At 44.6% G+C, this 15,089-nt stretch carries 13 protein-coding genes; 8 read left to right on the top strand and 5 right to left on the bottom strand.

Annotation, left to right across the window (positions count from 1 at the left end; all coding sequences use genetic code 11):
- Nucleotides 1-561 (bottom strand): SPFH domain-containing protein (locus A9957_RS06195; protein ID WP_292343544.1); only part of this gene is annotated, 561 nt, incomplete at its 3' end.
- Between the two features lie 193 nt (nucleotides 562-754).
- Between A9957_RS06195 and A9957_RS06190 the strand changes: the two genes are divergently transcribed.
- On the top strand, nucleotides 755-2,887 hold the full coding sequence (locus A9957_RS06190) for a DHH family phosphoesterase (protein WP_292343542.1): 2,133 nt from the start codon (nucleotides 755-757) through the stop codon (nucleotides 2,885-2,887).
- Between the two features lie 8 nt (nucleotides 2,888-2,895).
- On the opposite strand, the gene A9957_RS06185 is transcribed toward A9957_RS06190, so the two are convergent.
- From A9957_RS06185 to A9957_RS06175, 3 genes are read right to left on the bottom strand one after another with little or no spacing between them, the layout of a single operon-like run.
- Nucleotides 2,896-3,507 carry an orotate phosphoribosyltransferase-like protein gene (locus A9957_RS06185; RefSeq protein WP_292343540.1) on the bottom strand — a complete coding sequence of 204 codons (612 nt, stop codon included), beginning with the start codon at nucleotides 3,505-3,507 and terminating at the stop codon, nucleotides 2,896-2,898.
- A gap of 55 nt (nucleotides 3,508-3,562) precedes the next feature.
- Nucleotides 3,563-4,039 carry an NOB1 family endonuclease gene (locus A9957_RS06180; RefSeq protein ID WP_292343538.1) on the bottom strand — a complete coding sequence of 159 codons (477 nt, stop codon included), beginning with the start codon at nucleotides 4,037-4,039 and terminating at the stop codon, nucleotides 3,563-3,565.
- A gap of 44 nt (nucleotides 4,040-4,083) precedes the next feature.
- On the bottom strand, nucleotides 4,084-5,430 hold the full coding sequence (locus tag A9957_RS06175) for an ATPase domain-containing protein (protein ID WP_292343548.1): 1,347 nt from the start codon (nucleotides 5,428-5,430) through the stop codon (nucleotides 4,084-4,086).
- Nucleotides 5,431-5,570: 140 nt separating this feature from the next.
- On the opposite strand from A9957_RS06175, the gene A9957_RS06170 reads away from it, so the two are divergent.
- Nucleotides 5,571-6,353 carry an NAD+ synthase gene (locus A9957_RS06170; RefSeq protein WP_292343537.1) on the top strand — a complete coding sequence of 261 codons (783 nt, stop codon included), beginning with the start codon at nucleotides 5,571-5,573 and terminating at the stop codon, nucleotides 6,351-6,353.
- Between the two features lies 1 nt (nucleotide 6,354).
- Here the strand turns inward: A9957_RS06170 and A9957_RS06165 are convergent, their stop codons facing one another.
- Nucleotides 6,355-7,632 (bottom strand): tRNA(Ile)(2)-agmatinylcytidine synthase, encoded by a 1,278-nt coding sequence (locus A9957_RS06165; protein WP_292343546.1) that lies wholly within the window; start codon nucleotides 7,630-7,632, stop codon nucleotides 6,355-6,357.
- Between the two features lie 66 nt (nucleotides 7,633-7,698).
- On the opposite strand from A9957_RS06165, the gene A9957_RS06160 reads away from it, so the two are divergent.
- From A9957_RS06160 to A9957_RS06135, 6 genes are all read left to right on the top strand, one after another.
- A complete protein-coding gene (locus A9957_RS06160; protein WP_292343535.1) occupies nucleotides 7,699-8,658 on the top strand; it encodes a transcriptional regulator in 960 nt (319 codons plus the stop codon).
- Nucleotides 8,659-8,714: 56 nt separating this feature from the next.
- Nucleotides 8,715-9,323, top strand: coding sequence for a phosphoribosylglycinamide formyltransferase (gene purN, locus A9957_RS06155; RefSeq protein WP_292343534.1), 609 nt, complete (start codon nucleotides 8,715-8,717; stop codon nucleotides 9,321-9,323).
- A 36-nt stretch (nucleotides 9,324-9,359) separates the two neighbouring features.
- The gene (gene glyA, locus A9957_RS06150) at nucleotides 9,360-10,601 is read left to right on the top strand and encodes a serine hydroxymethyltransferase (RefSeq protein ID WP_292343533.1); all 1,242 of its coding nucleotides are present in this window, start codon (nucleotides 9,360-9,362) and stop codon (nucleotides 10,599-10,601) included.
- A 9-nt stretch (nucleotides 10,602-10,610) separates the two neighbouring features.
- Entirely contained in the window at nucleotides 10,611-11,471 is an 861-nt protein-coding gene (locus A9957_RS06145) for a tetrahydrofolate dehydrogenase/cyclohydrolase catalytic domain-containing protein (RefSeq protein ID WP_128754761.1), read from the top strand.
- A 36-nt stretch (nucleotides 11,472-11,507) separates the two neighbouring features.
- Nucleotides 11,508-12,743: a dihydropteroate synthase gene (gene folP / locus A9957_RS06140; protein ID WP_292343532.1), complete on the top strand. Its 1,236-nt coding sequence runs from the start codon at nucleotides 11,508-11,510 to the stop codon at nucleotides 12,741-12,743.
- 257 nt (nucleotides 12,744-13,000) lie between these two features.
- Complete coding sequence (locus tag A9957_RS06135; RefSeq protein WP_292343531.1) at nucleotides 13,001-14,926, top strand: hydantoinase/oxoprolinase family protein; 1,926 nt, start codon at nucleotides 13,001-13,003, stop codon at nucleotides 14,924-14,926.
- Nucleotides 14,927-15,089: the final 163 nt, after the last annotated feature.

Raw genomic sequence — 15,089 nt, 5'->3', positions numbered from 1 at the left:
GATAATACGGGACCGTTTCTCACGTTCGGCCTCAGCCTGCTGGGCAATGGCCCGGAGCATCTTTTCATCAACACTCACATCCCTCAGGGTGACCGAGGTAACTTTGATTCCCCATGGATCGGTGGAAGCATCCAGCATCTCCTGTATGTCCTTATTAACCTCCTCTCTTCCAGATAGAACTTCATCAAGTTCGATTCGGCCAACTACATCACGCAGGGTTGTTTGTGCAAGCATTGCGGTTGCATACTTGTAATCCTCAACTTCTGTAACTGCTGATTCGGGTTTGAGGACTTTGTAGTAGACGACGGCATCCACTGCCACTGTTACATTATCATAGGTGATAACGGCCTGTTTCGGGACATCTATTGTTACGACACGCAGATCTACCTTGACCGCAGTATCGATAATGGGGATTATGAAAAACACACCTGGCCCCTTTACTCCACTAAATCTGCCCAACCTGAAGATGACCACTCGCTCATATTCCTTTACCACTTTGATGGATTGGGACAGGATTATTACTAATACGATTAATGCAGGAATTATATATTGTTCTACCATGCTAAACTCTCCCTTAATGATACTTTGTATACAATACTTCTAAAAGTTATTGGTGGGATGGTTGGATGGTTGAAACAGGTGGATATGTTGCTACTGTAATTCTCTACAAGTAGATAGTTTAAAAATGCTAAATAGTATCCTCTCTTTGCAGCAACCTACATAAACAAGCAGGTCAATCAGCAACACAGATACAATGAAAGAAAAATGCAGTGAATGTGGCGGAACTGGTGCCCGTGAGTCCTCAATACAGAAATGTCCCGAATGCAAGGGCTCCGGGAAACCAAAATCAATGAATCTTATGGAACTTTCAGAAAAAGATGTAAATAGTTTCCTCAAAGGAAGTTCCGTATGTGAAAAATGCGGTGGCAGCGGGGAAGTTGAAATAAAGGATCCATGTCCTTTTTGTGGAGGAGAAGGGTTTCTTTATAGATGTGACATATGCGGTAAATCTATCGACCACCTGATAGACGGACGCGAGATATGCAAATCATGCAATGAGGTAAAGGTGGTCCATATGCTGGACGACTCCTGTGACATGAACGAGCTTTCTGTAGGGAAATATTACCAGGCAGAGGTAAACAATCTGGCATCATTCGGGGCTTTTGTGAACCTGAATTCCAATCTGCGCGGATTGATCCATTCAAGCAACATAAAGGCCAAACTTGAACCCGGAGAAAGGCTTGTTGTAGAGATAAATGAGATTCGATCCGATGGGAAAATGGACCTGCTACCACGAAGTGTTGGCGAGCATAAGATCGTAGAAGTTGAAAAGGAAATGCCGGTGCGTATCTCGTCTGAATTAAAGGATTATGTGGGTAAGCTTGTGCGTATTGAAGGAGAGGTGCTCCAGATCAAACAAACCGGTGGTCCCACCATTTTCGTAATTTCTGATGAAGGCGGGATAATTCCCTGTGCAGCCTTTGAAAGTGCAGGGGAGCGGGCATATCCGGACATTGATTCGGATATGGTAGTATCTCTTACGGGTGAGGTCAACCTCAGGGGAGAGGATCTGCAGCTTGAAGTTAAGAGTATGAAGCAGCTCAAAGGTGAAAGAGAACAGACCGTCAGACAACGCATAGACCGTATACTTGACCAGAGGGCAGAACCTTATGATATAGAATTCCTTGCCAAAAGCAAGATTCTTGAAGACCTTCGTCCTGCGATGAAAGATGTTGCCCGAATTATCAAAAAAGCCATTCTCAGATCACGCCCGATTTTGTTGCGCCACCATGCTGATGCTGATGGCATGACTGCCGGTGTGGCCATTGAAAAGGCAATCCTGCCTCTTATTCGTGAAGTCAACGGTCAGGATGGAGAATACTATTTCTACAAACGTTCTCCTTCAAAAGCCCCCTTTTATGAGATCATGGATGTGACCAAGGACATTTCCTTTGCTCTTGAAGATGCGGAAAGGCATGACCAGAAACTGCCTCTTGTTGTGATGGTGGATAATGGTTCCACGGAGGAAGACGTACCCGCGATGAGACAGGCATTGATATATGGGATTGATATGGTGGTTGTGGACCATCATAATCCTGATGAGGTCGTTGATGATTACCTGCTGGCCCATGTAAACCCTGCTCATGTGGGTGGGGATTTCGGTCAGACTGCCGGTATGCTTTCCACAGAGGTCGCACGGATGATCAATCCTGACGTCACAGAACAGATACAACATCTCCCTGCAATCGCTGCTGTGGGTGATCGTTCAGAATCCGATGAGGCCTATCAGTATATTGATCTCGTCTCTTCCAGCTATTCCCTGGAAGATCTGCAGGATATTGCCCTGGCCCTTGATTTTGAAGCTTACTGGTTAAAATTCAACAGTGGAAGGGGAATTATAAACGACCTTCTCAATTTTGGTGACTCCACCAGGCATAAACAACTTGTAAGTCTGCTGTGTGAACAGGCAAGAGCTATGATGGATGAGCAACTTGAGGCATGTATGCCCAATGTCAAATCACAGCAACTGCCCAATGGGGCTATCATGAATGTGCTTGATGTGGAGAACTATGCTCACAAATTCACGTTCCCTGCACCGGGTAAGACCTCCGGGGAAGTTCATGACAAAATCTGCAGGAAAAATGAAGGTAAACCGATTGTGACCATCGGTTACGGGCCGGACTTTGCAGTCATACGATCCCGTGGGGTCAAGATGAATATTCCTGAAATTGTCAGGCAGCTCCGTGAGGAAATTGTAGGTGGAGGTGTGAATGGCGGTGGGCATCTTGTTGTCGGAAGCATCAAGTTCGTGGGAGGGATGCGTAAAAAGGTACTCTCCAAACTCGTGGAAAAAATAGGCAAGTATGAAGTGGATACGGAGATTTAATATCTCCCTTAATCCACCCTTGCCAGTTTGATAAGTGAGTTCACGGGGACTCCACTGATTGTTTCCGAATTTTTCTTGTCAATAATGACTGCGATTGCAACCGGGTTGGATCCGCTTTTCTTTATCTGTTCAATTACATCGGTAATGGTTGAGCCAGATGAGACCACATCATCCACAATAATGCAGTTCTTTCCTTCTACATGCCCGAAATTCCTGCTGAAAATTCCTGTATTTTTATTTCTCTCTTTCTGGCTGTCATAACCGTGGAATATGGAAAAATCGGCACCCAGCTCCTCGGCAATCATGGTGGCCATGGGTACACCACTTAATCCGATTCCCACGACCATGTCTGCCATCTGGTCATTCTCATCAAGGGATTCGAGCACCATGTCACACAGGGCCTGTGAAATATAACGCAGGCGGAAGGAGTTTTTACCTATGGCACTCCAGTTTACAGAGATATCCTTGGGTGCAGGGGCCTCCGCACCTCTTTTACCCCGCATGAGAAGCCATGTGACCGTATCCCTGGAAACATTAAGTTCATTTGCGATCTGGCCGGTAACAAGACCATTGGCTTGCAGTTCGGCTGCTTTTTGTATAAGTTCTTCTATATTCTTCATTTAATCCCCATGTGTTGTTTTATGCTGTCTATTTTCCTATACATCCTTTATAATATTATATCTTTCTTTTACGTATCTTCTTGAGGGGGGACCCACAGATGGGACATTCTTCACCATTGTCAAATCTTTTCATGCAGCCGGTGCATTTTTTCCCCCAGATTATTTTATCCTTTATTCTGGATTGGGATATGGGCTCTATCTTTATACCAAGCATGCTAGCCACATTCTGCACAGCATAATCATCTGTCATGAGGACAGCATTTTTCCCATATTCCAGAGCTTTTGCCAGCACATCGATATCAGTCCCGGAAAGTTCTTCAATATCACCTGTGCCTTCTGCCCTGTCCACAATTTTTTCCCTAAATACAGGATCTGGTTGCTCTATTTTTGCCCCCGTTTCAAGGGCAATCAACATTTCCATGCTTGTGTATCTAGCCTTTGTTTCATCGATTACTGAGGGCACTGTAACAAGCTGGCGGTCCCTGCCCTTACGGTTGATGAAAACGCCGGTGTCTGCGATGTAAATTTTCATGGGGTTAGATATGTTTAAGGATTATTAAAATTAAACCTGCATCTTCAGGATATTATATCGGTAAGAGGCAAGATTCCTTTAATTTCCAGCCCATTTTCACCAATATTGATTTCATGGATTTCTTTCTTATGTTTAGAATTGAAGTTCTTGAGGACAATGAGGCCCTTTTTCAAATGCAATTTGTCCGCTACATAACAGGTTGCTATGGTGCTGTCAGAGTGCAATTTCTTGCCGGCTTCACCAATCATTGGAAGTCCGGATGATATGGTTCCTGTCGTCAGGAGTGTGATATTTGCATTTTTGTATTTTGCTACCAGGTGCTGAATAAAGTCAGTCCCTTCCATGGTTTTCATATGTTTTTCCACGTCATCAACAAAAATCCTTGTCGCATTGACTTTTTCTACCGTCTGCTGGATTTCGTGGAAATGCCTGGCAAAATCATTTGAGGAGAGTTGTAATATTTCGATATTTCCTGCATGAATATCTTTTTCAAGTTCCATTCCTGCGGATTCAGCACGATTCAGGATGTCATTTTTTGTTTCATCAAATGAAACGATGATGCCCCTTTCATCCTGCTCAGCTCCCTTTTTTATGTATCGGATACCCATCAGGGTTTTACCTGTGCCGGTGGGGCCCCCGATATAATTTGTCGAACCTGCTCTCAGGCCCCCACAAAGCATATAGTCCAGCCCGCAGAGTCCCGTTTCAATTAGCTTGCTTTCTTCGCGCTGGGATGTCCTGTACTGCCAGGGAAGTACTGTTATTCCCTCACTGGTTATGGAAAAACTGTGTTTGCCCGGGATGTATTCCTGTCCCCGCAGTTTCAGCACTTCAAGATAGCGATTTCGCTGCTGTCTTTCTTCTTTGTTTGTAAGATGTATTATTCCATCTGTTACATATCCCAGTGTACTTTCTTCAATTTCCTTGTCGGACATTTCTCCGGTAACAAGTACCAGTGAATTCCATTTTTTCATCCTTTTGAAAAATTCATAGTAGAATCTTCTTCTGGTATTATTATCGAAACTGCATCCTATGATTGTAATGGGATCAATAACGATGATTTCAGGTTTGATTTTTTCAATGGAATCCTCGAGATTCCACATGAAGGAATATATTCCCCGATCGAGGGTCTTGATATCAATAGAGATCTGGTGTATGTTTCCTCTGGAGATCCGGGATACCTCATAATGACTCAGCCTTGATACAAAATTGTTCACGACTGTGGCAGGTTCGTTGACCGAAGTAACATACAGGCAAACTTTCCCTTCTCTTGCACTTTCACATAATGCCTGCAATGCAAATGTGGTCTTCCCGCTGCCTGCAACACCGGCTACAAGGATTGCAGAAGGACTATTCCAACCTCCCTTGAGTATACTATCGAGGCCCTGGATATGGATGGTGACTTGTTACATTAAATGCTCCTTTGTATATTCATATAAAATATATCTTTTATTTTATTTAAGCCCCACTCTTTCCGGTGTAAATGTATTAATACAATCCGTCCAAATAATGCCACCTCAGGTGGATATAAATGGACATTCTGCAAGCAAAGGAAAGAATAGTAGATTTCATTCGCAAGAAATGTGAAGGTGCCGGTGTAACCGGTTCTGTTGTAGGTATCAGCGGTGGGGTGGATTCTGCACTTGTGGCGCATCTGGCAGTGGAAGCACTTGGTGCTGAGAATGTACTGGGGCTGCATCTGCCTGAACTGAATGTCACACCGCCGGAAGATGTACTGGATGCAACCGAGGTGGCCCATGGACTCGGGATTGAATTCAGGACCATTGATATTGGGGGAATTGTTCAAACATATCTTGCAAATATGCCAGGGTCTGACCCTTCTAACAAATACGTCAACGGCAATCTGAAAGCCAGGATCAGGATGTCTATTCTTTACTATTATGCCAATCTTGGCAGCAGACTTGTGGCAGGTACCGGCAACAAGACCGAAATCTTGCTGGGTTACTATACCAAGTACGGCGACGGCGGGGTGGACCTCGAACCAATCGGGGACCTCTATAAAACTGAAGTTTTCCAAATGGCGGAAATAACAGGTGTTTCCGGCGGAATCATTGACAAATCCCCGTCAGCCGCTCTCTGGGAAGACCAGACAGATGAAAATGAATTGGGTCATTCCTATGATACAATCGACAACATCCTGATAAAAATGCTTGCAGGAGAGGAGGCCGGTGCAGTGGCTTTTGAATGTGGTGTCTCAGAGTCCGGGCTGGACCAGCTTCTCCAGCGTGTAGATTCCAATCTCCACAAACGAATGCTGCCTCCTGTAGCAGACCTTGCAGATATAAGGACCTGAATTACCTTGAAGGGTGGGTATCCTTTCCTCTTTTCCGCACCAGAGGCATTGAAAGATGCCTGCGGGCACAGGGGGGGACCTCATACATCCCGGTTTTGATCCCCCTTTCAACTTTGGACCTTGTGGCTGTATCTGCCTGTGTTTTGCAACGCCTGCATCGATATCCCTGTCCCTTGCCGGCAGATTTCATACTCTTCCCACATTTAGGGCACAGAGGGTTGGCCTTCCTGTATTTTTCCGCAAGTTCTATCACATCAATTTTTTCAATATTCAGTGTCTTATTCTTGAAACTCCCATGTAGTGTTATATTGTCTCCCGGGATAAGTTTGCGAATTAGTTCCCGGAAGTTTTTTGTGGGCTCAAAAGCGGCACACTCCATTTCTTCTCCCTCATTGTCCCTGAAAAAGAATAGGGTGTGTCCTCCTTCAATTGTACGGGGAGTTGAAGCCACAAATCCCTGGATTATATACGATTCCATGTCCTGCAGATTACTGATACTTTCTGCAGGAATCAGATGCATATCGGTTCCCTGGTTTGTCTTGTAGATTGCATATCTCTCTGTAACTTCTCCCTCTATCATGGAGGCAGCATGGGAGACGTATTCAGGAGTCTTTCCCCGTATACCATAAAGGACAGGGTCTGGCGAATGGGGTATGCAGACCACCAGCTTGTTCGCAATATCCCGGTTGTCCCATGTATTGGGATAGGTGGCTTCATCTGCTCGGATTACGCTATTTTCATCTACAAATCGCTGTGTACCCCATTTTTCTTTCTGCCTGTAGGAAAGGTATTCATAGGTGTGGTCCCACTTTTCTTCCAGCATGGCACCACAGCCAGCCAGTGCTCCTATCAGTCCACGGCCGTTTTTGTATCCTCTGGCATCAAGTTTGTATTTTTCAATGAGCTCTTTTGCTTGTCGGATGGTGATTACATGTTGCACAGTGCGTTTGAAAAAGGCGGCCAGGACATTTTTAATTTCGTCATTGTAATTTTCGAGGAAGACCACACCTGGATTTGTATTTTCGTCTTCCATCTGTGCAAGTTCTTCTATTCTCTGTATTACATGTTTTTTGACTCTTTCAGGTTCAGATGTCTCTATCTTGATCGCAACGGCAGCATTGCCCCGTGTTTTGAATGGTATGGTAGGATTCAATCTTATAAGCAGGGGCAGGCCGGAAGGTTTGCCATACTCTTTAAGTTCATCCATCAATAGGGCACCAAGGTATGTGGTACACATCCCAAGACTGCGGGAATCTGTATCATCAAAGCTTATGATCATGTTTTTCAATTATGCATTTGTGGGTAGATATATTTATATAGATGTGCAAGGACATTATAGTTTGTCATGACAAAAGACATTCTAATACATCAAATCATTGATGTACTGGAAAAGAGTAATTTTACTGTATCTAGCCGCTGTAACATTAGACCTCGTAGTTTTGATCTGGCAGCAAGGCAGGATGATGTACTTCTTTTCTGTAAGGCATTATATAATATTGATAGCCTGAATGAAGAAACAGCATCTGAAATGAAAGCATTGGCAGGATATCTCGGTGGTACTCCGATGCTGATTGGGGCAAAAACGCGTGATCAGATGCTTGAAGATAGCGTAGTCTATGTACGTTATGAGATCCCTGCTCTTAATGTCCAGACCCTTTATGATTATTTTGTAGAAGGCATACCTCCTCTGATTTCGGCAGCTCCCGGAGGTCTCTATGTTTCCATTGATGGTGATGTGCTGCGGGATGCCAGAAGTCAGCTTTCGATGTCTATCGGTTCCCTGGCGTCACATCTGGGGGTATCCCGGCGTACCATCAGTAAATATGAGGAGGGTTGCATGGATGCTTCCATTGATGTTGTACTCGAACTGGAAGAGTTGCTTGATGTGGCGCTTGCAAAATCCATTGATATTCTGGGCCCGTTTCGTCGTTCCCGTCAGGAACCGGATGAAAATGACACCTTCCAGCCTCCTACAGATGGTATCCTGAGTTTTATTTACGGGCTAGGTTATGATGTACTTTCAATATCCCAGGCGCCCTTTAATGCGGTTTCCAGGGACTGTTCCACTACTTTCCTGACCGGAGTAAGTAAATACAGCAATGCGATGGTAAAGCGAGCTCATTTGATGAGCAATATATCCACCATCACACGTACAAGATCGGTTTATATCATTGAAGGAGAAAGTAAAACTACATCGGTAGAACACACAGTCCTGATTGAAAGAAAGGAATTGGATTCCCTTTCGGATTCAGAGGAACTGGATGACCTTATTAGTGAAAGAGCCAGTACAACTGTTGATTATTGATTTTTGGATTATTTTTTCCAAAACTATAATATATGGCAAATCCCTTAGGATGGGCAATGACTCTCAACATTGCAGTCCTGATATCCGGCAGGGGCTCTAATCTACAGTCAATTATTGATAATGTAGAAAGTGGTTATATCCCAAATGCCCGTGTCAGTGTGGTTATAAGTGATAAAAGGGACGCTTATGGCCTAGAAAGGGCTATGAATCACGGCATAAATGCTCTTTTTATCGACCCGGCTGCTTATGAATCCAAAAAACATTTTGAAAATGCACTTCTGGAATCTCTTGCAAAATTCAGTACGGATGTGCTCTTACTTGCCGGTTTCATGCGAATCCTGGGTTCCAATGTGATAAAGGCCTACAATAACAGGGTAATGAATATCCATCCCGCCCTTTTGCCTTCTTTTAAAGGTCTGAATGCTCAGAAACAGGCTCTGGAATATGGTGTAAAAATCTCAGGCTGCACTGTACATTTTGTTGATGAAGGGATGGATTCCGGCCCGATCATTCTGCAAAAAAGCGTACCTGTACTTGATTCAGATACTGAAGGCTCCCTTTCTGAAAGAATACTTGCACAGGAACATATTATTTTCCCCGAAGCAGTTAAGTTGTTTGCCGAAGGAAGACTGGACGTAAAAGGAAGACGTGTACATATATCATAATCATCTCATAAATTCAAAGATAGAAGGAGGAACAATATGTCTTATATTTCAGAAACAGATCCCGATATCGCCAGAGCACTGGAGCTTGAGGCCGAAAGACAGGACTATAAACTCAACCTTATAGCATCAGAGAATTACACAAGCAGGGCGGTAATGGAAGCTCAGGGTTCCATTATGACCAACAAATATGCAGAAGGCTACTCCGGTAAGAGATACTACGGAGGCTGCGAATTTGTTGATATTGCAGAGGATTTGGCTATTGAAAGGGCCCGGGAAATTTTTGGTGCCGAACATGTGAACGTCCAGCCACATTCAGGTTCTGGTGCCAATATGGCCGTTTACTTCTCCGTCCTCAATCCAGGTGACAGGATTATGGCAATGGACCTCTCTCACGGAGGTCACCTCTCGCATGGAAGTCCTGTAAGTTTTTCAGGTAAACTTTATGATATTGTACCCTATGGAGTAGCAGAGGAAACTGAAGAGCTGGATTACGATGCCCTCGAGGAAATGGCAAAAAAGGAAAAACCCCGGATGATAGTTACCGGTGCTTCTGCATATTCCCGCACGATCGATTTCAAGCGCTTCAGGGAAATCGCTGATTCAGTGGATGCATATCTGCTTGCCGACGTTGCCCATATCGCAGGCCTGATTGCGGCCGGTGAACATCCAAGTCCGGTGCCATATGCTGATTTTGTAACAACGACCACACACAAAACACTGAGGGGTCCACGCGGAGGGATGGTCATGTGTCGTGAAGAATATGCAAAAGGTGTGGATAAAACAGTCTTCCCCGGTCTTCAGGGCGGTCCTCTTATGCATATTATTGCTGCCAAGGCAGTTGCATTTAAGGAAGCTCTTTCTGATAAGTTCAGGCAGGACCAGAAACAGACTGTGAAAAATGCAAAAGCTCTCTGTGCAAACCTTATAGACCGTGATTTTGATATAGTGGCCGGTGGCACGGATAATCATCTTATGCTTATCAATCTCAACAAATATGATCTGACCGGTAAGGAGACTGAGACCTATATGAGTAATGGTGGGATTGTTATCAACAAGAACACTATACCCTTCGAAACCCGGGGTCCGTTCATCACAAGCGGTCTGCGTGCAGGTACTCCTGCGGTCACCACTCGTGGTATGAAGGAGGCTCAGATGGAAGATGTTGCTAACTTCATAGAAACAGTAATCCAGCATCCAAAAGATCAGGATGTACTGGATCAGGTTAATGCTGATGTACAGCAGCTGTGCAGCGACTTCCCGATCTACAAGCATCTCTAAGGTGGTTAAATGGCGGGTGAAGCTAAACAGGGAATCATAGACGGCAGAGCGATTTCAAAGCAGATTGAGGCAGAATTAACAGAAGAAATAGCTTCTATGAAGGCTGATGACGGTATGGTCCCCGGCCTTGCAACTATCCTTGTGGGACAGGACCCCGCCTCGCAATTGTACGTACGACTGAAGCATAAAGCATGTGACAGGGTAGGCATTTATGCGGAGGATCAGAAGCTCGACGCCTCTATCACCCAGAAGGAACTGCTGGATAGGATCAAGAATCTGAACACACGTGCAGATATTCATGGTATACTGCTTCAGTTGCCCTTGCCTCAACATCTGGATGCAAAAAAGGCCATGCAGGCTATTGATCCGGCAAAGGATGTGGATGGGTTTCATCCCTATAACATGGGCAACCTGATGATCGGCGACGAGGGTTTTGTTCCCTGCACGCCTGCGGGGATAATTCGTGCTCTTGAATATTATGATGTAGACATTGAAGGAAAAGATGTTGTGATAGTCGGTCACAGTAATGTAGTTGGTAAACCCATGGCAGCAATGTTCTTAAACCGCAATGCTACAGTGGCGGTATGTCATGTTTACACCAAAGATCTTAAAAGTTACACCGCGGGTGCCGATATACTTGTAGTTGCAGCCGGTGTCAAGCATCTCATCAAAGAAGATATGGTCAAAAAAGGAGCTGTTGTTTTTGATGCGGGAATCACCGAAGAAGAAGGCAAGATATATGGTGATGTGGACTTTGAAAATGTTGTGAATAAAGCCTCATTTATTACACCGGTGCCAGGGGGCGTGGGACCTATGACCATAGCCACGCTTCTGACCCATGTGACCTTTGCTGCAAAGAAAATTGAGTAATTATCCTGTCAAATATAAAATCAGCTGGTAGTTTCAATGGTAGTCGATGTTGACATATGTGGACTAAATGTAGGAGACAACCACCCCGTAAGATTGATGGGTGTATTGAACCTAAGCCATGAATCCTTTTACAAGGGGTCTGTTGTCAGGGAAGATTCCCTCATTGATGCTGCTTCTGCAATGGTGGAGGAAGGTGCAACCGTGCTTGATATAGGCGGCCGCTCCACCTGGCCCCTTGCAGAACCCATAAGCAAGGAAATAGAACGGGAACGATTACTTCCTGCAATAGATGCTCTTGCAGGAAACGTGGATGCTGTTCTTTCAGTGGACACCGTGTTTGCGGATATTGCCGACCAGTGTCTTGACAGGGGCGCTGACCTTGTAAATGATGTTTCCGGTTTCATGACTGATGTAAACATGGCGGATGTGGTGGCAGACCATGAATGTCCTGCTGTTGTAATGGCCTCCCGGAAAGTACCGGGTGACGTGCTTGGGATGGATGCGGTTATGGATTCCCTGGAGGCAATCATTGAGCTTTGTGAAGGGAAGGGTATTGATACGGATCGATTAATTCTGGATCCCGCTATTGGTAAATGGGTCCCCGAAAAAGATCCGACATACGATTTTGAGACATTTGACCGTTTTGAACGTCTGCAGCTTTTTGGCAAACCGGTTCTTGCAGCTCTTTCCCGCAAATCCTTCATAGGAGAGGTCCTGAACAAGCCTGCTGCTGAAAGATTATATGGAAGTCTGGCAGCAACCGCAATTGCTGTGCATAAAGGGGCGCACATTATACGCACCCACGATGTGGCTGCGACAACGGATGCTGTACGAATAGCCGAGGCGATACGGGGCAGAATACCCTGTCAGGAAGCTGATGAAAGGCAGGTGAGAATGCTGGAGGTTACCGATCCGGATGATTCAGTAAGGGTGATGAAATCCCTGGGTGTGACTTCAACCGGGGCACAGGTTATGAAAAATAAATCCTTGCTGTTCAATCTTCTTGTGTGCAATATTACAACCACAGAAGCCCTTATCATCAAGCAGGAAATTCTGGCAAGAGGCGGGGATGCATGTCTTGAGCGAAATGCCATATCGCATGAGACTGAGAATACAGATCTGATTGTCATGGGCACCCTGCTGCAGCTGAAAAAGCTTGTTGCAAAACTTCAGTGCCAAGCCAGGGGTTTGCCCCAGATAGGCACGATGATGGCTACAGTTCTGGATGAATATTATGATGTAAAATATCGTTATTCTTCCTGGAAATCTTGATTAATTTCTTTTTCTATTGTTATTGGGGTGGATAGCGGGTCTTTTTATATCGTCACGTTCCAAATATTATATATACCATAATATCATGATTTTGTATGGTTGGTGCAATACCGTGCGATATGTATCAAGAACTTGTTGCATACTCGTACATAAAAACTGGAATTTTTATTGCAGGAGTTATTTTGTCCTGTGGGTTAAATTAATTATATCTATGGATGATATCTTATTAATGAACTGGTTAATTGGAGACAACTATTATGCAATACAGTATGGGAATTGATGCAGGTGGCACATATACGGATTCGGTTATAATCAGGGATTCGGACGGAGCAGTAATCGATTCAAATAAAGCTCTTACCACTTATCCGGACCTTCTTGAAGGAATAAGAAATTCGCTTGACGGATTGGACCAAGAGTACCTTACAAAGGTAAAATTAGTATCTGTCTCCACAACCCTGTCCACGAACACCATTCTGGAAAAAACCGGTTACCCTGTGGCATTGTTGATGATCGGGGATTATTCGATTCCTGAAGGACATTCCATCGACAATTCTGTTGTAATTAAAGGGGGACACGGCTCTTATGGTGAAGAAATAGCCCCTCTGGACGAGCAGGCCATCAGGGATTATGTAACAAAAATGAAGGAGAAAGTGTCGGCTTTTGCCATTTCGTCCTATTTTAGTATACGTAACCCAAACCATGAACTGCGGGCAAAAGAGATCGTAAAAGAAATTACCGGAATGCCGGTGGTCTGTGGCCATGAGCTGTCCCAGGCATTGGGGGCCTATGAAAGAGGAGTTACTGCTTATCTCAATGCCCAATTGATACCTATAACAAGTCAGTTCATAGAAACAGTTATTGGTGAAATGGAAAGACGTAACATTAATGCTCGTCTTCTGATGCTCAAATGTGATGGTTCAGTTGTGGGTATCGAGGAAGCCAAAGAAAAACCCATTGAATCCATATTTTCAGGACCTGCCGCAAGTCTTGTCGGTGCGTCCTATTTATCGGATTCTCCGACATGTCTTGCTATTGATGTCGGTGGTACCAGTACCGATGTAGCCATGATAAATGACGGGTTGCCCGAGATTACCGACAGGGGCGCAGTAGTGGGAGGCTGGCAGACCAAGGTACAGGCCCTACGCATGGAAACCTCAGCTATGGGGGGAGATAGCCACGTTTGGATCAAAGCCCAGAAGATAAACATTGGCCCTCGCCGGGTCATGCCTCTATGTGTAGCAGCTTCTAAATGGCCATCGATTATTGATAAGCTCAAACTTTCACGTACTCCTTCCAAAATGCAGATGTGTGAGAATATCCAGCCCACCAAATTCTTTGTTAAAACAGGTAAAGAGATTCCAAATATCAGTAAACTTGAAAAGGAAATTCTGGATAATATAGGTGAAGAACCCGTCTCTGTTACCGAGATATTCATCGACAGATTGCCTTCTCCTCTGCTTTTGGACAGGCTGATCCAGAAAAGACTGGTGCAGGCTATCGGCTTTACTCCTACGGATGCATTACATGTACTCGGTGAGTATGATGCCTGGAATGCGGAAGCATCCCATATAGGTGCAAACACATTGGGCAGGTTGACTTTTCTGGAAAAAAGCAAGTTTTCCAAGACTGTAAAATCCAAATTTGCCCATAATATGGCATTATACATAATGGCATATCTTCTCCGAAATGTGGATAAAGAGGAAATTGAGACAATCATTGCAAACCAGAAAGAGTTTTTCAGTCATTTCAAAGTCGATGTTCCGGTCATACTTCTGGGTGGACCTGTAAGCGCTTATGTGAATGAAGTGAATGAATTGCTGGATGCCGACATAATCCTCCCTGAACATGCGGAAGTTGGTAATGCTGTGGGGGCACTCGTAGGTAAAGGTATCAAACGTTTGGAGATCCTCGTTCGTACGATATCCAAGGGTAACAAAACAGGCATAATGATGTTCTCCCCGCATGGCAGGCAAAAATTCCCAAGCTATCCGGATGCACTTGAAGCAGCTGAAAAACTCGGCAGGGAAATGGTGCTTGAATACATGAAAGAAGCCGGTCTGGATCGCGAAGATGTTAAAGTGGAAGTCAGCAAGCAGGAAATCAAACTCCATGAAGGTAGTGGCTTGCCTGTTGAGACCAAGCTGACATTTGTGGGTATAGGAATGCCGGAGATTGAAAAATAAGGAGATTGGAATGCAATTATCCAAACTCCTTTGCTTTATTGGTATCCATGAATGGAAAAATACCGGAGGCTATTCTGATTTCTCTTCCAGTGTTGCAGAGAAACATTATTTCTGCAGAAGATGCGGAAAACGCAAGAGGAACATCAGCACAAAACAATGATAG

Source organism: Methanohalophilus sp. DAL1 (assembly GCF_001683555.1).
Classification (GTDB): domain Archaea; phylum Halobacteriota; class Methanosarcinia; order Methanosarcinales; family Methanosarcinaceae; genus Methanohalophilus; species Methanohalophilus euhalobius.
This window is presented reverse-complemented; position numbering and strand designations above follow the sequence as displayed.